We start from the raw sequence: 23,011 nt of genomic DNA, 5'->3' as shown, positions 1-23,011 counted from the left end.
TCCCGGACCCTCGCGCGGTGCCTACCCGCCATCGTTTGCTCCCAAGTCCTCTGACGCTCCCGTGCGTCACACCCTCAGCATCGCACATACCGTGCTGTGGCAAACTCCTATGTTTTCATGTCGGGCCCGCTGCGCAACAGGGGGTGGTGATGACGCAGCCTTGCTATTTCTTTGTCCGCCCCGTCTGGCCGACGCCGGATGAAGCCTTGCTGTTGGATTTCTTGCTGGCGGTCGACGGCGACGAGGTCGAGGTCTTCTTGCTGCCAGTTCGCGGAGCGGCCGCCGCTGAGGTAGTCGTGCGACCCGTGCCGAGAGCGGCGGCGGAGACCCTCTTGCTGCTGGCAGACGCCGCCCCGTTCGCGAAGAGTCCGTTGATGTTGATGCCCGGAGTGGACCGAACAACCGTCGCGAGATTCTGAAAGATCGATGCCGCGATCACTGCAGGGCCGGGGCCGGCCTTCACGGTATTGCCACTTCCGAATGCATTGAACGCCCAGCTCAATGTCGTGTCAGGAAGGGAACCCCACACCGAAATGGAGTTGTTATTGCCGATGAAGTTCGCGGCGTTGCTCAAGATCCCCTCCGCGGCTTCGACCACGGTCTTACCCAGAATGTTGACGGTGCTGCTGAAGAACCCCTGGGTGACGAGGGAGCTGGCATCGCCCAACAGGTTGAGCGTGAAATTGCCCAGGCCGCCGACAGTGATCGTTTGCCCCGTGCCGCCAGGCGTGATACCGAAGGCAGAATTTAGGGTGCCGACATTGACAATGGTGCCCGGCCCGAATTGCACGGAGATGTTGCCGACACCGGCGGCACCCGTTGATTGCGGCCCGGTCCCCGGCGAGATCCCGAGGGCGAGATTGAGGGCACCGAGCGTCGTGCTCGCACCCTGCCCGATTTGCACGGCCATGCTGAGAAGAGAGGGTAGTGCGGACGCTTTCGCATTGTTGCCCAGTGCCATCGTGAAGGTGAATGCACTGAACGCGCTCGTAGCGGCGGCGATGGCGCTCGCGTCGGTGCCGATCGCAAGGGCGCCGCCGAAGAGGGTGGTGCTGGCATCAGCTATCGCGCCGGAACCGATGCCAATGGCAATACTGGTCAGGTTGCTCGTGCAACCATTGCCGTTGCCCAGACCAAATGCCGAAAGACACGTCGCGTTGGCCGTTGGCAGCTCGCCGCAGGCTCCGGCTACGAGCGAACCAGCGACCAGCGCGCTGAGCAGCACGCGATTCCGGGGGCGAACCTGATTCATCGGCATGTCCTGCTAGTTGAGCGGTCTTTGCTGGTTAGGAATGTAGCGGACATGCATTCGGGCGAGAAGTACCCCGGCTGCGGACCGCCAAGTTTCTGAGACCGTGAGCACATCAGCCATTCAATCTTATGGGCGGCCCACAGGCAACGTGGGTATTTATGTGCCGACCCGCCGCCCCGGCGCGTTCACCAATCGCCAACGGACCATCCGCGCTGACCGGATCTGTCAAAGGTCGTGCCGACATAGGCGGCGATACCGTCATTTGCCAGCCCCCGTTGCTTAGCGTTCTGTCTGACAGGCGAACCGGTCACTCATCGTTGTTCTGCGTGCTGTGAACGCCGCGGGCGGACCTAGCGGTGGATTTGGCGGTCGATTGTGTGGTGTCACCGGACGCGGCCGACGCGGCGGCGCGCCGATGGCCAACGACGGTGCTGGCCGCGGCGGCCGATCTCCCGCTGTTAGTCCGGGCGACCCTCGCCGCGGCCGTTGTGGAGCTATTGGAGGACATCGCCTTGGCGGTGGTTTCGACGCTGCCCTCACTGGAGGACCCCGGTGGCGGGGCGCTGTCGGTGGCGGATGCGGCAGCGCTGGCGGTTGTTCCGTCGCCGGCGGAAACGGCGGCGGCCGCTCGCCTGCTGCCCCCCAACGGCAGATTAGAGAAAAGTCCATTGAGGTTGATGCCCAGGCCCTTTTGCGTGAGCACCGTGTCGGACTGAAACACCGACGCCACGAGGGACAGCGGTCCGCTCAAGGCGGTAAGGACGTTATCAATGCCGACCACGTTCAGCGCCAAACTGACGAGTGCAGGAAAGTTGGTCCCTGTCACATTGATGGTGCTGCCGTCGCTCACGAAGTTCACGGCGGCGCTGAGAATCCCCTGCACGAAGACTGCGTTCTTCCAGCCCAGAATGTTGATGGCTGAGCTGAAGTACGACTGCGTCGACACGCTCCCCGCGTCGCCGAAGAGGTTGAGGGCGAGGTTGCCAAAGATGCCGGCTGACGTGGTCTGTGTCCCGGAGCCGCGGGGAGAGATGCTCAGCGCGACATTGAGGCCTCCAACGCTTTGTACCGTGCCTGTTCCGATTTGCGCGGCGATATTGCCGAAGCCGGAAGCGCCCGTCGTTTGGGTCCCCGTGCCACCACCGGGCAGGCCAACGGCGAGGTTGAAGCCGCCGAGTGCCTGTGAAATGCCCGCTCCGACTTGAACGACCACATTGCCGAGGCCGATCGCACCGGTCGTGTTCGGCGTTGTGCCATCCGGCGAGATGCCGAGGACCAAATTGAGAAGTCCACCGAGCGTCGACGCGGTGCCGGGCCCGACTTGAAGATTCCACCCGAAAAACGAGCTGAGCGTATTCGCTATCGCATTGTCGCCAAAAGCGCCAACCAGTTGAAACGCGCTGAGGCCTGCGGTGGCGCTGGCCCCGGTGCCGATCGCGACGGCGCCGCTGAACCAGCCGTTCACGGCGTTCGCCGTTGCGCCCGGCCCGATGGCGATTGCGTAGCTGGTCAGGTTGCTGGTGCAACCATTGCCATTGTTCAAACCGAAGAAGGACGCGCACGAGGCGTTGGCAGCCGGGGGTGCACCGAGTGTCCCCGTCGCAAGTGCCCCGGTTACCAGCGCACCGAGCAACGCGTTCCGTTTGCCTCGAACCAGACCCATCGACATCTCCGTCGCCCGTAGGTGTCTTTGCTGGTTAGGACCGTACCGGAGACGACACCGGGCGGACAGCATTCCGTTGGATACGCCACGTCGATCACTGCGGGCGTCAAGCCCTTGATCAGTGAGATGAAAACGATTGTGCCCCCGGCAGGATTCGAACCTGCGGCCTTCTGCTCCGGAGGCAGACGCTCTATCCCCTGAGCTACGGGGGCGCACGTACAGCTGCGCCATTGGGCCCCGATAGCCTAACTCATCCCGGCGACTGCTCGCGCTGCCGCCCTGGACCGACGTCTCCGGGATATGGATTCGGGCCCTGACCACGGCAGACCCTAGGATGGACCCTCGTGACACCCGCCGACCTCGCCGAGCTGCTCAAGACCACCGCCGCAGCGGTGCTCGCCGGGCACAACCTCGACCCCGCCGCCCTGCCCGCGGTGGTCACCGTCGAGCGTCCGCGCAACCCCGAGCACGGCGATTACGCGACAAATCTGGCCCTCCAGGTGAGCAAGAAGGTTGGCGCAAACCCTCGCGAGCTGGCGGGCTGGCTTGCGGCGGCCCTTGCCGAGGCCGACGGGATCGCCGCTGCCGAGGTCGCCGGACCCGGTTTCGTGAACCTGCGTATCGAAGCGTCAGCACAGGGCGTCATCGTCAGCAACGTGCTGGAGGCGGGACCCGCCTACGGCCACTCGACGATGCTCGACGGTCAGAACATCAACCTGGAGTTCGTCTCGGCCAACCCGACCGGGCCCATCCACATCGGCGGCACCCGGTGGGCCGCCGTCGGCGACGCGCTCGGTCGGTTGTTGACCACTCAGGGCGCTGTCGTGGTGCGCGAGTACTACTTCAACGATCACGGCTCCCAGATCGATCGTTTCGTCAACTCCCTGATCGCCGCGGCCAACAACGAACCCGCCCCAGCGGACGGCTACGCCGGCGATTACATCAGCGACATCGCCGAGCAGGTACTCGCCAAGGCGCCCGAAGCGCTCAGCATGACCGGTGACGAGCAGCACGAGACCTTCCGGTCTATCGGCGTGGATCTGATGTTCAACCACATCAAGAAGTCCCTGCACGAATTCGGCACCGACTTCGACGTCTTCACCCATGAAGACTCAATGCACACCAGCGGACGGGTCGACCAGGCGATCGCCAAGCTCCGTGAGAACGGCGCTATCTACGAAAAAGACGGCGCAACATGGCTGCGTACAACCGAATTCGGTGATGACAAAGATCGGGTTGTTATCAAGAGCGACGGTCAGCCCGCCTACATCGCTGGTGATCTCGCCTACTACCTCGACAAGCGTCAGCGCGGCTTCGACCTGTGCATCTACATGCTCGGTGCCGACCATCACGGCTACATCGCCCGTCTCAAGGCGGCTGCGGCGGCCCTCGGCGACGACCCCGACACCGTCGAGGTCCTGATCGGCCAGATGGTCAATCTGGTTCGCGACGGCCAGCCGGTGCGGATGAGCAAGCGGGCCGGAACCGTCATCACGCTCGACGATCTGGTCGAGGCCATCGGCGTCGATGCCGCCCGCTACTCGCTGACCCGCTCCTCGGTGGACACCCCGATCGACATCGACCTTCAGCTGTGGTCGTCGGCATCCAACGAAAATCCGGTCTACTACGTGCAATACGCGCATGCGCGGCTATCGGCGCTGGCACGCAACGCCGTCGACCTCGGGTTGTCCCCGGACGCCACACATCTCGAATTGTTGACCCACGACAAAGAAGGCGCGCTGATCCGCAGCATCGGCGAGTTCGGCCGGGTACTCAAGGCGGCCGCATCGCTGCGCGAGCCGCACCGGGTCTGCCGTTACCTGGAGGATCTCGCCGGCGACTACCACCGGTTCTACGACTCGTGCCGGGTGCTGCCGCAGGGCGACGAAGACCCCAACGATCTGCATCGCGCACGCTTGGCGTTGTGCGCTGCCACCCGCCAGGTGATCGCCAACGGTCTGGGCATTCTCGGGGTGTCGGCACCGGAGCGGATGTGAACGTTCACCCCGCTGGCCCGCGGCACGCCGAGGAGATCCATCACGGCGGTGCGCCCCCTCAGCCCCAGAGCGCCGTCGAAACCTCGGCATTGGCGCCGAACGTCTGGCCGCGCAACCTCGTTCGTAGCACCGACGGTGAGGTGACCATCGCCGGTATACGGGTCACGGAGTTGGCCGCCGAATACGGCACACCGCTTTTCGTCATCGACGAGGACGACTTCCGCAATAGGTGTCGCGAGATAGCGACCGCCTTCGGTGGCGGCAGAAACGTCCACTACGCGGCCAAGGCCTTCCTGTGCAGCGAGATCGCCCGCTGGGTAGACCAAGAAGGGTTGTGTCTGGATGTCGCCAGCGGCGGCGAGCTCGCTGTCGCCCTGCACGCCGGGTTTCCTGCCGAACGAATCGCCTTTCACGGCAATAACAAATCCGTGGTCGAGTTGACGACAGCGGTCAAGGCGGGGGTCGGCCACATCGTGCTGGACTCGATGACCGAGATCGAACGCCTGGACACTATCGCCGGCGACGCCGGGGTAGTCCAGGACGTCCTGATCCGGATCACCGTCGGTGTCGAGGCGCACACTCACGAATTCATCGCCACCGCCCACGAGGACCAGAAGTTCGGCCTGTCACTGGCCAGCGGCGCCGCGATGGACGCGGTGCGCCGGGTGTTCGCCACCGATCATCTGCGGCTCGTCGGATTGCACAGTCACATCGGGTCGCAGATCTTCGACGTGGCGGGCTTCGAGCTGGCCGCGCATCGGGTTATCGGTCTACTCCGCGATGTCGTCGCCGAATTCGGTGTGGACAAGACTGCCCAGATCGCCACCGTGGATCTCGGTGGGGGACTGGGGATTTCTTATCTGCCACAGGACGATCCTCCCCCAGTGCAGGACCTGGCCGCCAAGCTCGGCGCGATCGTGCGCAACGAGTCGGCGGCCGTCGGCCTGCCTGCACCCCGGTTGGTTGTCGAGCCCGGACGCGCAATAGCCGGCCCGGGTACGGTCACCATCTACGAGGTCGGCACCGTCAAGGACGTGGCGATCGGCTCGGGCGCGTCGCGGCGCTACATCAGTGTCGACGGTGGGATGAGCGACAACATCCGCACCTCGCTCTATGGCGCGGAGTACGACGTGCGGCTGGTCTCCCGCATCAGCGATGCGCCGCCGAGGCTGGCGCGGGTGGTCGGAAAGCATTGCGAAAGCGGCGATATCGTCGTGCGTGATGCGTGGGTTCCGGATGACGTACACCCGGGCGATCTGCTGGCCGTCGCCGCGACCGGCGCCTATTGCTATTCGATGTCGAGTCGGTACAACCTGATCGGCCGCCCCGCCGTGGTGGCCGTGCGCGACGGGCGGGCCCGCCTGGTGCTGCGCCGGGAGACCGTCGACGATCTGCTGAGTCTGGAAGTGAGGTAGGAAAATGAGTTCACCCGAGAAGCCCGTCGGTGTAGCGGTACTGGGCCTGGGCAACGTCGGTAGTGAAGTGGTGCGCATCATCAAGGAGAGCGCACCGGACCTGGCGGCGCGCATCGGTGCGCCGCTGGAACTGCGCGGCGTCGCGGTCCGGCGAGTCGCCGATGATCGCGGCGTGCCGGTCGAATTGCTCACCGACAATACCGAAGAGCTGGTCTCCCGTGCGGATGTCGACATTGTCGTCGAGCTCATGGGGCCGGTGGAACCTGCACGTAAGGCGATCCTGTCCGCCCTCGAGGGCGGTAAATCGGTGGTGACCGCGAACAAGGCGCTGCTCGCCCAGTCCACCGGGGAGTTGGCTCAGGCCGCCGAGCGCGCGCATGTGGACCTGTATTTCGAGGCGGCTGTGGCGGGCGCGATCCCGGTGATCCGGCCACTCACCCAGTCCCTGGCCGGTGACACCGTGCTGCGGGTGGCCGGCATCGTCAACGGCACCACCAACTACATCCTTTCCGAGATGGCCTCGACCGGAGCGGATTACGCATCGGCCCTGGCTGACGCTTCTGCCCTCGGCTATGCCGAGGCGGATCCCACCGCCGACGTGGAAGGCTTCGATGCCGCCGCCAAGGCGGCCATTCTCGCCTCGATCGCATTCCACACCCGGGTCACCGCCGACGACGTTTACCGTGAAGGCATCACCAAAGTGAGCCCGGCGGACTTCGAGGCCGCCAAAGCGCTCGGCTGCACCATCAAACTGCTGTCGATCTGCGAGCGCATCACCACACCCGATGGCCAACAACGGGTTTCGGCGCGTGTCTATCCGGCACTGGTCCCGCTGACCCATCCGCTGGCGACGGTCAACGGTGCGTTCAATGCGGTCGTCGTCGAAGCCGAGGCGGCAGGCCGGTTGATGTTCTACGGGCAGGGTGCCGGCGGTGCGCCGACTGCTTCGTCAGTGATGGGTGACGTGGTGATGGCGGCTCGCAATCGGGTCCAGGGCGGCCGTGGCCCTCGCGAATCCAAGTACGCCCAGCTGCCGATCGCCCCGATGGGCGTGATCCCGACACGCTACTACGTGAGCATGACCGTCGCCGACCGTCCGGGCGTGTTGTCCTCGGTTGCAGCGGAATTCGGTAAGCGTGAGGTCAGCATCGCCGAGGTCCGCCAAGAAGGTCTCACCGACGACGAGGGTCAACCTTCTGGTGCGCGGATCGTGGTGGTCACCCACCGGGCTACCGATGCCGCACTGTCGGAGACCGTGTCCGCACTTGCCGACCTCGATGCCGTACAGAGCATCAACAGCGTGTTGCGATTGGAGGGAACCAGCGAATGAGCAGCACTGTTGTCCACACCCCCTGGCCGGGCCTGATCGAGGCCTACCGCGACCGGCTGCCGGTGGCGGCGGACTGGACTCCGGTCACCCTTCTCGAGGGTGGGACGCCGTTGATAGCTGCCCCCCGGCTGTCTGAGAAGACCGGTTGCACAGTGCATTTGAAGGTCGAAGGGCTCAACCCGACCGGCTCCTTCAAGGACCGCGGGATGACGATGGCGGTCACCGACGCGGTGGCACGTGGCCAGCAGGCCGTGCTGTGCGCCTCTACCGGAAACACCTCCGCATCGGCTGCGGCGTACGCCGCGCGGGCTGGCATCACGTGCGCGGTGCTGATCCCGCAGGGCAAGATCGCGATGGGCAAGCTTGCCCAGGCGGTCATGCACGGCGCCAAGATCATCCAGATCGACGGCAACTTCGACGACTGTCTCGAGCTGGCCCGCAAGCTGACCGCCGATTACCCGACAATCGCGTTGGTGAACAGCGTCAACCCGGTTCGGATCGAGGGCCAGAAGACTGCGGCGTTCGAAATCGTGGACGCCCTGGGAACCGCCCCTGATGTGCATGCGCTGCCTGTCGGCAACGCCGGGAACATCACTGCCTACTGGAAGGGCTACACCGAGTACCACCGCGACGGTTTGACCGAGAAGCTGCCGCGCATGCTGGGCACGCAGGCCGCCGGTGCTGCGCCGCTGGTATCGGGCAAGCCGGTCAGCCACCCTGAGACCATCGCCACCGCAATCCGCATCGGCGCACCCGCCTCGTGGGCGGGCGCGGTGACGGCGCAACAGGAGTCCGGCGGCCGCTTCCTGGCCGCGACGGATGAGGAGATTCTCGCCGCCTATCACCTGGTCGCCGAATCCGAAGGCGTCTTCGTCGAACCGGCGTCGGCGGCCAGCATCGCGGGCTTGCTCAAGTCGGTCGAGGATGGCTGGGTCAAGCCCGGATCGACAGTGGTGTGCACCGTCACCGGCAATGGCCTCAAGGATCCAGATACCGCCCTGCGAGGGATGCCGACGGTCAAGCCTCTGCCCGTCGACCCGGGCGCCGTCGTGGCCGAGCTGGGCCTGGCCTGAGGAACGACCACGGTGACCCTGAGCCTGCCTGCCGGACTGACCGCAACCGCCACCGTCGCGGCCTCCAGCGCCAACCTTGGACCCGGTTTTGACAGCCTGGGCCTGGCACTGGCGCTCTACGACGAGATCTCGGTGGAAACCACCGATGCCGGGCTGATCATCGAAGTCGAGGGGGAGGGCGCCGGGCAGGTGCCGCTGGGCCCGGAGCATCTGGTGGTGCGCGCCTTGCAGCTGGGCCTGGCGGCGGCAGGTGCCGACGTGGCCGGGCTGGTTGTGCGCTGCTGCAACGCCATCCCGCATTCCCGTGGTCTGGGATCCTCGGCGGCGGCGGTTGTCGGTGGGCTGGCTGCGGCGAATGGCATTGTGGCCCAAGCGGATCTGGATCCGTTGACCGACGCACAGCTGATTCAGCTGGCCTCGGCAGTCGAGGGGCACCCGGACAACGCATCCGCGTCGGTGCTCGGCGGGGCTGTGGTGTCGTGGACCGACTCCCGCACCGCGCCGCCGACCTACGCGGCCGCGCCACTGCGGTTGCACCCCGACATCCACATCTTCCCCGGAATCCCGCAAGTCCGGTCCTCGACCGCGGAGACCCGGGTGCTGTTGCCCGCGCAGGTCAGCCACGAGGCCGCGCGGTTCAATCTCAGCCGGGCGGCGTTGCTGGTTGTGGCTCTCACGGAACGACCCGACTTGCTGATGACGGCTACCGAGGATGTTCTGCACCAGCCTCAGCGAGCCCCCGCCATGCCGGCCTCGGCGGAATATCTGCAGATGCTTCGGCGTTGTGGGGTTCCGGCGGTGCTTTCCGGTGCTGGTCCGGCCGTTTTGGCGCTCAGTACCAGCCCGGAGCTCCCAGCCGAGGCTGTCGAGTTCGGCATCGCCAAGGGATTCACGGTCAACGAAATGGGCATCGGCGAAGCAGTTCGCTGGGGCTCCGGTGTGACGGCCCACGGCTAAGTTGCGCACACGCCGGTGGCGGTTTCTTGCTTTCCGGCCGTCAAGCAGGCTATTCTCGGTGCCGTCCAGGCAATCGCAGCGTCTTTACCTGCGCCGAGACTAGGACGACTACCAATTCTTCTCGTGTTCAACTCGTGGACTGACGGTTCGCCATGGCCGCGAATCGCAGCGAGCACCGTTGACGCACAGACGATGGTGAGACTTCGCATTCAGCGAATCGTCTGAATGCCAGAACCCCTTGCCACGACGAAACGGTGAGGGAAGAAAGGAAATCCGTGACAGATACGGACCTCTTCACGGCTGGAGACAGCGCCCCGCAGACGGAGGCGCCCGCCGTGACCGCAGAACGCCCCTCTCGTGAATCCCGACCGGCGGCTGAGCCCCAGGTGGGTGCGGGTACGGACGCCGGCTCCACCGTGGCGACCGGGTCTCTGTCGACGATGGTCCTGCCCGAGCTTCGCGCCCTGGCCAACCGCGTTGGTGTCAAGGGAACGTCCGGGATGCGCAAAGGCGACCTCATCGCCGCGATCAAGGAACGCCAGAACGGCGGCAACGGAACCGCCGCCGGCGGCGCGGGCACTGCGCAGGCACCCGCCGAGCAGCCGAGCCAGACACGTGTCAGTGCTGATGCCAACGGCACGGAGCCGCGCCGCCGGGAGCGCAGGGCGGCAACACGCGACGCCGGTGCCGCCGGCGCCGAGGCCGCTGAGCAGCAGAGATCGTCGGACACCCGGTCCGACCAGGCGCAGCGCCCAGCAGAGAACAAGCCCGAGAAGGCTGAGAACAAGTCCGACAACAGGTCGGAGAACCGGTCGGAGAATCGCTCCGAGAGCAGGGCTGAAAGTCCCCGCCAGGAGAAGCGTGAGTCCGGCGATCAGGGCCGCGAATCGGCTGATCACGGTGGTCGGTCCCAGGGCGGCGGCGACGGACAGTCCGGCGGTCAGCAGAACCGTGACGACCAGAACCGTGACGACGACGGTGACCGTCAGGGTCGCCGCGGCCGCCGGTTCCGGGACCGCCGACGCCGGGGTGACCGTCCCGCCGGCGAAAGCGGGGGAGGCGGCGAGTCCGAACTTCGCGATGACGACGTCGTCCAGCCGGTTGCGGGCATCCTCGATGTCCTCGACAACTACGCCTTCGTGCGGACGTCCGGCTACCTGGCCGGCCCGAACGACGTCTACGTCTCGATGAACATGGTCCGCAAGAATGGGTTGCGCCGCGGTGACGCCGTCACCGGGGCCGTGCGCGTGCCCAAGGACGGCGACCAGAACAACCAGCGGCAGAAGTTCAATCCGCTGGTTCGGCTGGACAGCGTCAACGGCGGCCCGGTCGAGGACGCCCGCAAGCGTCCCGAATTCGGCAAGCTGACCCCGCTGTACCCGAACCAGCGACTTCGCCTGGAGACCAGCCCGGACAAGCTGACCACCCGCGTGATCGACCTGATCATGCCGATCGGCAAGGGCCAGCGCGCGCTGATCGTGTCTCCCCCCAAGGCGGGTAAGACCACGATCATGCAGGACATCGCCAACGCGATCACCCGGAACAACCCCGAGTGCCATCTGATGGTGGTGCTCGTCGACGAGCGGCCCGAAGAGGTCACCGACATGCAGCGCTCGGTCAAGGGTGAGGTCATCGCCTCGACCTTCGACCGGCCGCCGTCAGATCACACTCAGGCCGCCGAGCTGGCCATCGAACGCGCCAAGCGCCTGGTCGAGCAGGGCAAGGACGTGGTGGTGCTGCTGGACTCGATCACCCGGCTGGGTCGCGCCTACAACAACGCCTCCCCGGCGTCCGGGCGCATCCTGTCCGGTGGTGTTGACTCCACCGCGCTCTATCCGCCGAAACGGTTCCTGGGCGCGGCGCGCAACATCGAATTCGGCGGCTCGCTGACCATCATCGCCACGGCGATGGTCGAGACCGGTTCAACGGGCGACACGGTGATCTTCGAGGAATTCAAGGGCACCGGCAATGCCGAACTCAAGTTGGACCGCAAGATCGCCGAGCGGCGGGTTTTCCCCGCCGTCGACGTCAACCCGTCCGGTACCCGCAAAGACGAGCTGCTGCTGTCGACCGACGAGTTCGCCGTTGTGCACAAGTTGCGCCGCGTGCTGTCGGGCCTGGATTCCCATCAGGCGATCGACCTGCTGATGAGCCAGCTGCGCAAGACCAAGACCAACTACGAGTTCCTGGTTCAGGTGTCCAAAACCGCCCCCGGCGGCGGTATGGACGCCGACTGACGCAGCCCGTTAGGCCCCCCGCAGGGCGGCCATGCCGGGCGCCAGCAGGTCATCCAGTGCCGACCACGGCACGGTGATCGTGGGCAGGCCGTGGAAGAACTGGTAGTCGGCGAAGTGGATCTCCATGCCGGCCGGCGTAGGGACCCAGTTGGCGAAGTTTGCCTCCACCGGCGCGTTGCCCGGTTCGTCGGGCATCGGCGTCGGTCCGACCCCGGAGACCGCGGGCAGCAGTTCCTTGGTCTGTTGGGATAGTCGCTCCAGGCCGGCCTGCTTGTCGATGAACAGATCGTCCAGCGTGATCGGCTTGGCCGTGCGTGAGTCGATGACCACCGTGCTGACGTAGCTGGTGGGGTGTGCCGACGGGACGTGCACGTAGAGGCCGGTGATCAGTTCGGACACCGATGCGGCCCCGAAGTATATCTGCGGCTCGGTGTCGAACGTCCAAGTACCGTCGGGGTCGGCATCGCGTTTGACCGGATCGAGTTGCCCGGCGGCCGAAGCGTGGACCGCGCTGTTGAATGCCTCTGCGACCCGCGGATCACCGCCGGTGACGGTGTCGACGACCAGGTTCCAGCGCCCCCTACCGTCGGAGGTCGCGTCGCCGGCCGACGAGCGGGTGACGGTGTAGTTCGCGCCGTTGGACAGCCCGCTGGTCGGTGCTGCCGTCGTAGACGGTGACGTCGTCGCAGTCGTTGAGGTCGTCGGTGACGTCGCCGTCGTCGTACTGGACGGTGCGCTCGTGGCCCCGCTGCAGGCGGCCAGGCCGGCGGCCAACGTCGCGATGAGGACCGCCCCCCGGCGGCTACATGTGCCCATGTGCGGCATTCTGTCAGGCCAGGTGCCCTCAGCGATACGGATCGGTGATTTCTCGCAGATCCACCAACGCCGCGCGTAGCTCCTGATAACGCTTGGCGCCCAAATGCTTTCGCCAGCGTTGCTCGACCTTGGCGACCTCCGCCGCAGCGGTGCGGCACAGCCTGGCACCCTTGTCACTCAAAATGACCAATCGGGCGCGCGCGTCCACCGGGTCGGGTATCCGTGCCACGTAACCAGCCGCCTCCAGCTGGTCGACCAGTGCCCCCGCGGTCTGCTTCGTGACACCCGCTTGCTCGGCGAGATCGGTGGCGCGAATCCCGTTGGGGCCCATGCGTTGTAGTAGTCGGGCTTGAGCCAAGGTGATGTTCTCGGCGCCGTCGCCGGTCACTGCGCCCATTACCTGCGCCTCGGCGGCGCGGTGGGCGATGAACATCAGTGTCGGCATGGTGGGCACGTCGTCGGGCATGCGTTGACTTTAGTACGTGAGGCTGTCTATTTTGGTCAGGTAACCTGACTAAAGGAGGGCGATGCACCCCGACGAGATCTGGCGCAACATCGATGAGCAGCGCACCGAGCTGGCCGATCTGCTCGAAACCCTCACTCCCGAGCAATGGGCCAGCCCGTCGTTGTGTCAGGGCTGGCGGGTGCGGCACGTCGCCGCCCACCTGACGCATTCCCACATGGGTCCGCTGCGGGTGGTGGCCGAAGCGGCAAAGTCCGGCTTCCGCTTCGATCCGATGATCAATCGCCTCGCGCTCGACGATGCCCGGACGCAATCGCAGATCGTCGCGGCGATGCGCGGCATGGTCGGATCCCGGAAACGCATCGTCGGAACCAGTGCCCTGGACCCGATGACCGACATGCTGGTGCACGGCCAGGACATTACGATCCCGTTGGGAATCGAGCGGCCGGTGCCAGAGGCTGCTGCCGTGGCGTCGGCGAATCACTTGTGGCGCATGCGCTTTCCCATGCATCCAGCAAAATCGTTGACGGGCATCCGGCTGGTGGCCACCGACGCCGAGTTCGCCGTCGGTCAAGGCTACGAGGTCAGGGCGCCGATTCGGGAGATCCTGATGGTGCTGGCCGGCCGGCGCGCCGGCGTCTCCGGTGAGGTCGACGCCCACCGCCGCTGCTGACCCTCACCGCTGCGGTGGCGCCGCCCGCAACCCGGGAAGCACGTATCGCCGCATGAAGCGCAGCACCGCGTCGTGGTCGTCGGGGTCAAGCGTCTCGCCGGGCACCGTGCCGAGGCTGATCTGAATCCTGGCCACCCACTCGGCGGCCTCGTCAAGTTCGGTGTCGGCGTGGATCTCGCCGCGGTTCCGTGCTGCCTCCAGGTAGGGGCGCCAGAACCTGCCGAGATCGGGCACCAGGCCCTGCACCCCGGCGCCGGCGCACGCGGCGAACTCCTCGGGTTCGTTGCGACGCAATTGCATGACCAGCGCGCCGGGGGAGTCGTAGGCGCTGCGGCCCAGTCGCACGCCCACCGCCAGTTGTTCCTCGAAGCTGTCACTGCCGGACAGGATCTGGTGGGACTCGGTCCAGAAGGCGTTGTTGAGTCGCACGATGGCTGCGCCCAGGAGCGAGGCCTTGTCCGGATAGTGCCGGTAGAGCCACCCCCGCGACACGCCCGCGGCCTCGGCGATCTCCGAGACTGTGGTCGCGCGGATGCCCTTGGCCCTCAGGCACGCTTCGGCGGCGTCGATCAGCCGTTCCCGAACCGTCTTGGCCCCATTCGGACTGTCGGCGTCGGCGTTGGCTGTCACCTCGTCGTCCCTCCTCGTATCGACCCGACCGTTCCGATGCCGACATACTTTCAAACCGCGACGGATCCCTCGTGCACCGCATTGGTAGACAGATTTGTCATTCTGTTTACGCTGCGCTTCTATTGTGACGGAAGCCACCGCGGCAGGTGAGTAAAGATCAAAGACGGGAGATCCGTGGCCGAGACCGTCCAGCAACTGCTTCGTCAGCGTGTCGACGATTCCACCCCGGCGGTGAAGTTCGGCAATCAGGTATGGACCTGGCGCGAACACCTCGATGAAGCCGCGCGTCAGGCCGCCGCGCTGATCGCCATCGCCCGGCCCGACCGGCCGCTGCACGTGGGAACGCTGCTCGGCAACACCCCCGAGATGCTGACCGCCATGGCGGCGGCGGGGCTCGGCGGATATGTGCTGTGCGGGGTGAACAACACCCGCCGCGGGCCGGCGCTGGCCCGCGACATCGTGAAGGCCGATTGTCAGATCCTGCTGACCGATTCGGCCCACCGCAAGCTACTCGACGGCCTGGCGCTGCCCGGAGTGCGGGTACTCGACGTCGACTCCGCCGACTGGCGGGCACTGCTGGCCGAGGCGGGCGCGCTGACACCACATCGCGAGGTCGCGCCCACCGACACGTTCATGCTGATCTTCACCTCCGGCACCAGCGGTGAGCCCAAGGCGGTCCAGGTCGCCCACATGATGGTCCCGTTCGCCGGCGTCGCGCTGGTCGACCGGTTCGCGATCACGGCCTCCGATGTCTGTTACCTGTCCATGCCGCTGTTCCACTCCAATGCGCTGATGGCGGGCTGGGCGGTCGCCCTCAGTTCGGGCGCGGCGATGGCGCCGGCGTCGTTCTCGGCGTCGGGCCTGCTAGACGATCTGCGCCGCTATGGGGCGACCTACATGAACTATGTCGGCAAGCCGCTGGCTTACGTGTTGGCAACGGCCGAACAGCCCGACGACCACGACAACCCGTTGCGGGTCGCCTTTGGCAACGAGGCCACCGACCGCGATATCGCCGAGTTCAGCCGCCGGTTCGGCTGCGCGGTGTGGGACGGATTCGGCTCCACCGAGGGTGCGGTGATCATCACCCGCGAGGACGACTGCCCGGTGGGGTCGGTGGGGCGCGGCTTCCCCGGCGTCGCGATCTACGACCCGGAGACCCGGCAGGAATGCGCGACGGCCGTCTTCGACGACAGCGGCGCATTGGCCAACCCCGATGAGGCGGTCGGGGAGATCGTGAACACCACCGGGGGCGGGCTGTTCGGCGGCTATTACAACGATCCGAACGCGACCGATGAGCGCCTGCGGCACGGCATGTACTGGTCGGGTGATCTCGGGTACCGCGATGCCGACGGCTGGATCTACCTGGCCGGGCGGACCGCGGACTGGATGCGGGTCGACGGCGAGAACATGGCCGCCGCACCCATCGAGCGGATCATTGTGCGGCTGCCGCAGGTCAGCCAGGTCGCCGTGTACCCGGTACCCGATGAACACGTGGGCGATCAGGTGATGGCGGCGGTCGTGCTGGCCGACGGCGCCGAACTGACGCCCGCGGCGTTCGGGGAGTTCCTCGCTGCTCAGCCCGACCTGTCGCCCAAGGCCTGGCCGCGCTATGTCTGGATCGCCGACGCGTTGCCAGCCACCGCGACGAACAAGGTGGTCAAGCGGGACCTGATCGCCCGCGGCACCAACCCGGGAGGCGGCGTCGTCTGGGCTCGACCGGCGAGGACCACGGCCTATCAGGTCGTCGGACCGGAATAGGCCCCACCATCGAGGCGTTTGGGCAGGTGACGGTCAACCTGGCATACTGGACCGTCGACCACCTCAGGTACCGGTTCACGCCCGACTATCAGCGAGAGCACTTCGGGCGACCCGGCGACCACCGAACGAAGAGGACACCATGAAAACAGGGATTCATCCCGCCTACGCCGAGACCACCGTGGTCTGCGGCTGCGGCAACACCTTCACCACGCGCAGCACCAAAGACGGCGGCCACATCGTCGTCGAGGTGTGCTCGCAGTGCCACCCGTTCTACACCGGCAAGCAGAAGATCCTCGACAGCGGCGGCCGCGTGGCCCGCTTCGAGAAGCGCTACGGCAAGCGGACTGCGGCGAGCGCAGCGACGGGAGAACAGAAGACGGCTGCTGAGTCGGCCGACAAATAGCTGCCTTACCGACGCCCGCTCTGTTGCCATGTGCGCAGGCCGGGCGTCGGTTTGCGTTCGGGCGCAGTTGATACGAGGGAGGAGGGCGAATGGCTCAGCAAGTAGCGATGGCAATCGACACCGTGCTGACCGAGCACGCTGATCTCGAGCGTCAGCTGTCCGATCCCGAGCTGCACAGCGACGCCGGCAATGCCCGCAAGATCGGCAAGCGGTTCGCCCAGCTGGCGCCGATCGTCGCGACCTACCGCAGGCTCGAGACCGCCCGTGGAGACCTGGATGCGGCCCGCGAGCTGGCCGCCGAGGATGCGTCCTTCGCCGCCGAAGTGCCCGACCTCGAGGCCCGCGTCGCCGAACTCGATGCGCACCTTACCGACCTGCTGGCGCCGCGCGATCCGCACGACGGTGACGACGTCGTGCTTGAGGTCAAGTCGGGGGAGGGTGGCGAGGAGTCGGCGCTGTTCGCCGCGGACCTCGCCCGCATGTACATCCGTTACGCCGAGCGGCACGGCTGGTCGGTGACCGTCCTCGACGAGACCTTCTCCGATCTCGGCGGATACAAGGACGCCACGCTGTCGATCCGCAGCAAGGGCGACACCGCCGACGGGGTGTGGTCGCGACTGAAGTTCGAAGGCGGTGTGCACCGCGTCCAGCGTGTACCCGTCACCGAATCGCAGGGCCGGGTGCATACCTCGGCCGCGGGTGTCCTGGTCTATCCCGAGCCCGAAGAGGTCGAACAGGTCCAGATCGACGACTCCGATCTGCGCATCGACGTCTACCGGTCGTCGGGCAAGGGCGGCCAGGGCGTCAACACCACGGACTCCGCGGTGCGTATCACCCACCTGCCCACCGGCATCGTCGTCACCTGCCAGAACGAGCGGTCGCAGCTGCAGAACAAGGCTCGTGCCATGCAGGTGCTCGCCGCTCGGCTGCAGGTGCTTGCCGAGGAGCAGGCGCAGGCCGATGCGTCCGCCGACCGGGCCAGCCAGATCCGCACCGTCGACCGCAGCGAACGGATCCGCACGTACAACTTCCCCGAGAATCGCATCGCCGATCATCGGATCAACTTCAAGGCCCACAATCTCGACCAGGTGCTCGACGGCGATCTCGACGCGTTGCTTGACGCGCTGGCCGAGGCGGACAAGCGGTCCCGGTTGCAGCAGGCATGACCCGCACGCTGCGCCAGGCCATCGACGCCGCCACCGGTGCGCTGGTGGAGGCCGGCATCGGCTCTCCGCGGGTGGACGCCGAATTGCTGGCCGCCCACCTGGCCGGCGCCGACCGTGGCCGGCTGGCCACGCTCGCCGAGCCCGACGCCGACTTCTTCGGCCACTATGACCAGGCGATCGCAGCCCGAGCACGTCGTGTTCCGCTGCAGCACCTGACCGGTTCGGCGGCCTTCGGCCCGCTGAACCTGCGGGTCGGGCCCGGCGTCTTCATCCCACGTCCGGAGACCGAAGCACTGCTGGAATGGGCGCTGGCCTGCCGGCTGCCGCAGCGCCCGGTCATCGTCGACCTGTGCACCGGTTCCGGCGCGCTGGCGATCGCGCTGGGGACGGCTCGACCGCAGGCTCGGGTCATCGCGGTGGATGACGATCCCGTCGCACTGGATTACGCGCGCCGCAACGCCGAGTCGACGACGGTCGACGTGATCCGGGCCGACGTCACCGTCCCCGGACTGCTGCCGGAGCTGGACGGTACCGTCGATCTCGTGGTGTCCAACCCGCCCTACATTCCCGCCGGCGCAGACCTGGAACCCGAAGTCGCCGAGCACGACCCGTCGCACGCGCTGTTCGGCGGCGCCGACGGGATGGCCGTCATCGGACCGGTCGTCGCGCTCGCCGGCCGCTGGCTCAAGCCGGGGGGACTGCTGGCTGTCGAACACGACGACACGACGTCTGAACAGACTGCCGAATTAATAGCCGGCACAAAGCTTTTCACCGCGATTACGCCGCGTCGCGATCTGGCGGGCCGGCCGCGGTTCGTGACGGCCGCCAGGACGACGGGAGGTTCGGCGAGGCTGGCCGGAGTTGGCGCGCCAGCGCCGGCGGAGGGCAGGGGAAGCCGGGACCGACCCGATAGGAAGGAGCCCGCGTGACCCAGGTGTTCGACTGTGCCGATGCCGGCCAGCGCGTCGATGCCATCGCCGCGGCCGCCGCCGCGGTCAAGAGCGGCCGGCTGGTCGTGATGCCGACCGACACCGTGTACGGCATCGGTGCCGACGCCTTCGACAGTGCCGCCGTCGCCGGCCTGCTGGCCGCCAAGGGTCGCGGTCGCGACATGCCGGTCGGCGTGCTTGTCGGCTCCTGGCACACGATCGACGGATTGGTGTACTCGGTGCCGCACAGCGCCCGGGAATTGATCCGAGCCTTCTGGCCAGGCGCACTGAGCCTGGTGGTCCAGCAGGCGCCGTCGCTGCAGTGGGACCTCGGCGACGCCCGCGGGACGGTCATGCTGCGGATGCCGTTGCATCCGGTGGCCATCGAACTGCTCCGCGAGGTCGGCCCGATGGCGGTCTCCAGCGCCAACATCTCCGGCCGTCCGGCCGCCACGACCGCCGACGAGGCCCAGCGCCAACTCGGCGATCTGGTCCAGGTGTATCTGGACGCCGGTCCGTCGCAGGAACAGGCGGCCTCGACGATCGTCGACCTGACCGGTCCCACCCCGCGCGTCCTGCGGGAGGGGCCGATCAGCATCGCCGCCATCGCCGGGGTGCTGGGCACCGACAGCGCCGCGCTGACCGCCTGATCGGCGCTGCACCGGTCACAGGTGGGTGCAGTACGGTTTTTGCAATGCCAAACGGAACGGTTCACCTCGCCAGTGAGCTCCTGGCGCTGTCCGATCGTGGTGCCGGCGTGCCGTTGCGCGAGCTGGCTCTGGTCGGTCTGACCGCGGCGATCATCACCTATTTCGCGACCGGGTGGGTGCGGCTGCTGGCCACCCGGATGGGTGCGGTGGCCTACCCGCGCGAGCGGGACGTGCACATCAAACCCACCCCGCGCATGGGCGGTCTGGCGATGTACCTCGGCGTGGTCACGGCGGTCTTCCTGGCCTCTCAGCTGCCGGCGTTGACTCGCGGCTTCATCTACTCCTCGGGCATGCCCGCCGTCGTCGTCGCCGGCGGACTGATCATGGCCATCGGCTTGATCGACGACCGATGGGGGCTGGATGCGCTGACCAAGTTCGCGGGTCAGATCACCGCGGCCAGTGTCCTGGTCACTATGGGCGTGGCATGGAGCGTGCTCTACATCCCCATCGGCGGCGTCGGCACCATCGTGCTCGACCAGGTGTCCTCGATTCTGCTGACCCTGGCTCTGACGGTCTCGATCGTCAACGCGATGAACTTCGTCGACGGCCTCGACGGGCTGGCGGCCGGTCTCGGCCTGATCACCGCAATGGCGATCTGCATCTTCTCGGTCGGGCTGTTGCGCGACCACGGCGGTGACGTGCTGTTCTACCCGCCAGCGGTGATCTCGGTGGTGTTGGCCGGTGCGTGTCTGGGGTTCCTGCCGCACAACTTTTACCGCGCGCGAATCTTCATGGGTGACTCCGGCTCGATGCTCGTCGGGTTGATGCTGGCGGCCGCGTCGACCACCGCGGCCGGCCCGATCTCACAGAGTGCCTACGGTGCCCGAGACGTCTTCGCCTTGCTCTCGCCGTTCCTCCTGGTGGTCGCCGTGCTGCTGGTGCCGGCCCTGGACACGTTGCTGGCGATCGTGCGGCGCACGCGCGCTGGACGCAGCCCGCTGAGCCCGGACAAGATGCACCTGCACCACCGGCTACTGCAGATCGGGCACTCCCATCGCCGCGCGGTGCTGCTGATCTATCTATGGGTGGGCATCATCGCCTTCGGCGCGGCCGCCACCATCTTCTTCGATCCGCGCTACACGGGCGCGGTGATGCTGGCCGCGATCGTGGTCGCGGTGGTGGTCACGTTGATCCCGCTGTTGCGGCGCCGGGATGACGATTACGACGGAGTTTACGACGGCGAGTAGTAGACATATTTAGGGCCGTCTACCATGTGGTACGGTGCTGGCAGAACCCAGCCGAGACTCACAGAAACCTCGCGGGTTGCCGGCCCGGCCCATCGGAGTCACGCCCGATCGGCGCCGATTTACGACCGACAAAGGGAGCTGCCCCTTGGGTGATTCCGACGCGCCAGTCGCCCTCCGATACGCTCGGCGGGCTACCACGCGAAAATCACTCGACCGGCTCTCGCGAACGCATGATTGAGGTGAACCTGTGACGACGCCAGCGCAAGATGCGCCGTTGGTGTTTCCGTCCGTTGCCTTCCGGCCCGTTCGGCTCCTCGCTGTCTGCTGCGCGTTGACCGCGCTGGCCGTTGTCCTGGCTGGACTGGCCGGCCACATCACCTTCGGCGTCTTCTTCGGTATCGGCCTGGCATTGGGGCTGCTCAACGCGGTCCTGGTGCAGCGCTCCGTGGAGTCGATCACCGCCGGGGATCACCCGCTTAAGCGCAAGATGGCGCTGAATTCGGCCACCCGGCTCCTGGTGATCACCGCGGTCGGCCTGACCATCGCGATCATCTTCCGGCCGATGGGACTCGGTGTCCTGTTCGGCCTGGCATTGTTCCAAGTTTTGCTGGTTTTGAGCACGGCACTGCCGGTGTGGAAGAAGATGCGCACCGGTGGCGATGACAGCGACGACAGTGCCACCGTGCCGGGCACCGCAGTCACCGACTCCGCAGACGAAGCATCGAAGGGCTGAGCACCCCATGAGTGAACGAATCCTCGCCGAGGCCGCCATTGAGGTCGGCCACCACGAGACCGCCAAGTGGCTGGGGATGACGGTTAACGTCGACACGATCCTGGCCACGGCGATCGCCGCCGTGATCGTCATCGTGCTGGCGTTCATCCTGCGGGCGAAGGTCACCTCGACCGGCGTGCCCAGCGGTGTGCAGCTGTTCTGGGAGGCCATCACCACGCAGATGCGCGGTCAGATCGAGTCCGCGATCGGCATGAAGATCGCGCCGTTCGTGCTGCCGCTGGCGGTGACGCTGTTCATCTTCATCCTGATCGCCAACTGGATCTCGGTTTTGCCCGTGCAGTACGGGACTGCCGAGGGCGGGACCGGCGAGCTGCTGAAGCCGCCGGCTGCCGATATCAACTTCGTGCTGGCGCTGGCGCTGTTCGTCTTCCTCTGCTATCACGCCGCCGGTATCTGGCGACGCGGTGTGATCGGCCACCCGGTCAAGCTGTTGAAGGGACACGTGGCCTTCCTCGCCCCGATCAACTTCGTCGAGGAACTCGCCAAGCCGATCTCGCTGTCGCTTCGACTTTTCGGCAACATCTTCGCCGGCGGCATCATGGTCGCGCTGATCGCAATGTTCCCGCCGTACATCATGTGGGCACCCAACGCGATCTGGAAGACCTTCGACTTGTTCGTCGGCCTCATCCAGGCGTTCATCTTCGCCTTGCTGACCATCCTGTACTTCAGCCAGTCCATGGAACTGGATGAGGAGCACCACTAAAAAGACGTGTTCGACCCCCGAACAACCCACAGCCTGGTAGGAGTCCTACCAGCAATCAAGGAGGAAAAGGAATGGCAGACCCCACCATTGTCGCCGGGGCCCTGATCGGCGGCGGGCTCATCCTGGGCGGCGGCGCGATCGGCGCCGGCATCGGCGACGGTATCGCCGGTAACGCCCTGATCTCGGGCATCGCCCGGCAGCCTGAGGCGCAGGGACGGCTGTTCACCCCGTTCTTCATCACCGTCGGTCTGGTGGAAGCCGCGTACTTCATCAACCTGGCGTTCATGGCGCTGTTCGTGTTCGCCACGCCTGGCGCTTCCTAGTCGGCATGGGGGAGCACAGCGTCACCCTGTTGGCGGCTGAGGAAGGCGGTACCAGCAACTTCCTCATCCCCAACGGCACCTTCTTCTTCGTACTGGCCATCTTCTTGATCGTGCTGGGTGTGATCGGCAAGTTCGTCGTGCCGCCGATCCAGAAGGTGCTCGGTGAACGCGAGAAGATGGTCGCCACGACCACCGACGACAACCGCAAGGCCACCGAGCAGGAGGCCGCTGCCGACTCCGACTACCAGAAGGAGATGGCCGCGGCCCGCACCGAGGCTTCGGGCATCCGCGACGAAGCCCGGGCGGAGGGTCGCAAGATCCTCGACGAGATGCGGGGCAGGGCCAACGAGGAGGCGGCCGCTGTGCTGCAGCAGGCTGCCGAGCAGCTCAAGCAGCAGAGCGACGCCATCGCGGCGGACCTGCGGTCGTCGGTGGATTCACTGTCGGCGACCTTGGCGAGCCGGGTCCTCGGTGTCGGCCAAACCAGCATCGCCTCCAGCGAGTCGGCGACAACGGCGCCGGGACGGTAGGAC

The 23,011-nt window shown here is 66.4% G+C and carries 22 protein-coding genes and 1 tRNA gene; 17 read left to right on the top strand and 6 right to left on the bottom strand.

The features are described 5' to 3' along the window. Nucleotides 1-163 precede the first annotated feature (163 nt). From ADBZ9K_RS09325 to ADBZ9K_RS09315, 3 genes are all read right to left on the bottom strand, one after another. Nucleotides 164-1,252 (bottom strand): hypothetical protein, encoded by a 1,089-nt coding sequence (locus tag ADBZ9K_RS09325; RefSeq protein WP_526619787.1) that lies wholly within the window; start codon nucleotides 1,250-1,252, stop codon nucleotides 164-166. Between the two features lie 307 nt (nucleotides 1,253-1,559). Further along, on the bottom strand, nucleotides 1,560-2,915 hold the full coding sequence (locus ADBZ9K_RS09320) for a hypothetical protein (protein WP_526619786.1): 1,356 nt from the start codon (nucleotides 2,913-2,915) through the stop codon (nucleotides 1,560-1,562). A gap of 139 nt (nucleotides 2,916-3,054) precedes the next feature. After that, nucleotides 3,055-3,127: transfer RNA gene (locus ADBZ9K_RS09315), tRNA-Arg, on the bottom strand. 132 nt (nucleotides 3,128-3,259) lie between these two features. Here ADBZ9K_RS09315 and argS point away from each other — a divergent pair. The 6 genes from argS (at nucleotide 3,260) to rho (ending at nucleotide 11,924) form a co-directional block, all read left to right on the top strand. Beyond that, nucleotides 3,260-4,912 (top strand): arginine--tRNA ligase, encoded by a 1,653-nt coding sequence (gene argS / locus ADBZ9K_RS09310; protein ID WP_526619785.1) that lies wholly within the window; start codon nucleotides 3,260-3,262, stop codon nucleotides 4,910-4,912. 35 nt (nucleotides 4,913-4,947) lie between these two features. Continuing rightward, the gene (gene lysA, locus ADBZ9K_RS09305; protein ID WP_526620850.1) at nucleotides 4,948-6,327 is read left to right on the top strand and encodes a diaminopimelate decarboxylase; all 1,380 of its coding nucleotides are present in this window, start codon (nucleotides 4,948-4,950) and stop codon (nucleotides 6,325-6,327) included. A gap of 4 nt (nucleotides 6,328-6,331) precedes the next feature. Beyond that, nucleotides 6,332-7,657 (top strand): homoserine dehydrogenase, encoded by a 1,326-nt coding sequence (locus ADBZ9K_RS09300; protein ID WP_526619784.1) that lies wholly within the window; start codon nucleotides 6,332-6,334, stop codon nucleotides 7,655-7,657. Next, nucleotides 7,654-8,730 carry a threonine synthase gene (gene thrC / locus ADBZ9K_RS09295; RefSeq protein WP_526619783.1) on the top strand — a complete coding sequence of 359 codons (1,077 nt, stop codon included), beginning with the start codon at nucleotides 7,654-7,656 and terminating at the stop codon, nucleotides 8,728-8,730. Before ADBZ9K_RS09300 ends, thrC begins: the two co-directional genes overlap by 4 nt. Nucleotides 8,731-8,742: 12 nt before the next feature. Continuing rightward, the gene (thrB, locus tag ADBZ9K_RS09290) at nucleotides 8,743-9,687 is read left to right on the top strand and encodes a homoserine kinase (RefSeq protein WP_526619782.1); all 945 of its coding nucleotides are present in this window, start codon (nucleotides 8,743-8,745) and stop codon (nucleotides 9,685-9,687) included. A 275-nt stretch (nucleotides 9,688-9,962) separates the two neighbouring features. Then, nucleotides 9,963-11,924 (top strand): transcription termination factor Rho, encoded by a 1,962-nt coding sequence (rho, locus tag ADBZ9K_RS09285; RefSeq protein WP_526619781.1) that lies wholly within the window; start codon nucleotides 9,963-9,965, stop codon nucleotides 11,922-11,924. 9 nt (nucleotides 11,925-11,933) lie between these two features. Here the strand turns inward: rho and ADBZ9K_RS09280 are convergent, their stop codons facing one another. Together ADBZ9K_RS09280 and ADBZ9K_RS09275 are read right to left on the bottom strand one after the other, a co-directional pair. Next, nucleotides 11,934-12,740 carry a DUF3298 domain-containing protein gene (locus ADBZ9K_RS09280; RefSeq protein ID WP_526619780.1) on the bottom strand — a complete coding sequence of 269 codons (807 nt, stop codon included), beginning with the start codon at nucleotides 12,738-12,740 and terminating at the stop codon, nucleotides 11,934-11,936. A 28-nt stretch (nucleotides 12,741-12,768) separates the two neighbouring features. Then, the gene (locus ADBZ9K_RS09275) at nucleotides 12,769-13,206 is read right to left on the bottom strand and encodes a MarR family winged helix-turn-helix transcriptional regulator (RefSeq protein ID WP_526619779.1); all 438 of its coding nucleotides are present in this window, start codon (nucleotides 13,204-13,206) and stop codon (nucleotides 12,769-12,771) included. 61 nt (nucleotides 13,207-13,267) lie between these two features. Here ADBZ9K_RS09275 and ADBZ9K_RS09270 point away from each other — a divergent pair, with 61 nt between their 5' ends. Then, on the top strand, nucleotides 13,268-13,876 hold the full coding sequence (locus ADBZ9K_RS09270) for a maleylpyruvate isomerase family mycothiol-dependent enzyme (RefSeq protein WP_526619778.1): 609 nt from the start codon (nucleotides 13,268-13,270) through the stop codon (nucleotides 13,874-13,876). A gap of 3 nt (nucleotides 13,877-13,879) precedes the next feature. Here ADBZ9K_RS09270 and ADBZ9K_RS09265 read toward each other — a convergent pair whose 3' ends face one another. Then, entirely contained in the window at nucleotides 13,880-14,506 is a 627-nt protein-coding gene (locus ADBZ9K_RS09265; protein WP_526619777.1) for a TetR/AcrR family transcriptional regulator, read from the bottom strand. A gap of 174 nt (nucleotides 14,507-14,680) precedes the next feature. Between ADBZ9K_RS09265 and fadD1 the strand changes: the two genes are divergently transcribed. From fadD1 to ADBZ9K_RS09215, 10 genes are all read left to right on the top strand, one after another. Further along, the gene (gene fadD1, locus ADBZ9K_RS09260; protein WP_526619776.1) at nucleotides 14,681-16,264 is read left to right on the top strand and encodes a fatty-acid--CoA ligase FadD1; all 1,584 of its coding nucleotides are present in this window, start codon (nucleotides 14,681-14,683) and stop codon (nucleotides 16,262-16,264) included. Between the two features lie 139 nt (nucleotides 16,265-16,403). Beyond that, nucleotides 16,404-16,667, top strand: coding sequence for a 50S ribosomal protein L31 (rpmE, locus tag ADBZ9K_RS09255; protein WP_526619775.1), 264 nt, complete (start codon nucleotides 16,404-16,406; stop codon nucleotides 16,665-16,667). Between the two features lie 107 nt (nucleotides 16,668-16,774). Beyond that, entirely contained in the window at nucleotides 16,775-17,833 is a 1,059-nt protein-coding gene (prfA, locus tag ADBZ9K_RS09250) for a peptide chain release factor 1 (protein WP_526620849.1), read from the top strand. After that, nucleotides 17,830-18,762 carry a peptide chain release factor N(5)-glutamine methyltransferase gene (prmC, locus tag ADBZ9K_RS09245; protein ID WP_526619774.1) on the top strand — a complete coding sequence of 311 codons (933 nt, stop codon included), beginning with the start codon at nucleotides 17,830-17,832 and terminating at the stop codon, nucleotides 18,760-18,762. Before prfA ends, prmC begins: the two co-directional genes overlap by 4 nt. Beyond that, the gene (locus ADBZ9K_RS09240) at nucleotides 18,759-19,412 is read left to right on the top strand and encodes an L-threonylcarbamoyladenylate synthase (protein WP_526619773.1); all 654 of its coding nucleotides are present in this window, start codon (nucleotides 18,759-18,761) and stop codon (nucleotides 19,410-19,412) included. The genes prmC and ADBZ9K_RS09240 overlap by 4 nt, the downstream gene beginning before the upstream one ends. Before the next feature lie 44 nt (nucleotides 19,413-19,456). Next, nucleotides 19,457-20,659, top strand: coding sequence for a glycosyltransferase family 4 protein (locus ADBZ9K_RS09235; protein ID WP_526619772.1), 1,203 nt, complete (start codon nucleotides 19,457-19,459; stop codon nucleotides 20,657-20,659). A 247-nt stretch (nucleotides 20,660-20,906) separates the two neighbouring features. Further along, nucleotides 20,907-21,392, top strand: coding sequence for an ATP synthase subunit I (locus ADBZ9K_RS09230; RefSeq protein ID WP_526619771.1), 486 nt, complete (start codon nucleotides 20,907-20,909; stop codon nucleotides 21,390-21,392). Between the two features lie 7 nt (nucleotides 21,393-21,399). Then, nucleotides 21,400-22,155: a F0F1 ATP synthase subunit A gene (gene atpB / locus ADBZ9K_RS09225; protein WP_526619770.1), complete on the top strand. Its 756-nt coding sequence runs from the start codon at nucleotides 21,400-21,402 to the stop codon at nucleotides 22,153-22,155. A gap of 71 nt (nucleotides 22,156-22,226) precedes the next feature. Then, entirely contained in the window at nucleotides 22,227-22,478 is a 252-nt protein-coding gene (locus tag ADBZ9K_RS09220; protein WP_005148260.1) for a F0F1 ATP synthase subunit C, read from the top strand. A 5-nt stretch (nucleotides 22,479-22,483) separates the two neighbouring features. Continuing rightward, complete coding sequence (locus ADBZ9K_RS09215; RefSeq protein ID WP_526619769.1) at nucleotides 22,484-23,008, top strand: F0F1 ATP synthase subunit B; 525 nt, start codon at nucleotides 22,484-22,486, stop codon at nucleotides 23,006-23,008. The last annotated feature ends 3 nt before the right edge of the window (nucleotides 23,009-23,011 follow it).

Source organism: Mycobacterium sp. (assembly GCF_965229265.1).
GTDB lineage: Bacteria > Actinomycetota > Actinomycetes > Mycobacteriales > Mycobacteriaceae > Mycobacterium.
The sequence above is the reverse complement of the archived record's forward strand: the minus strand, read 5'-3'. Positions and strand labels throughout refer to the sequence as shown.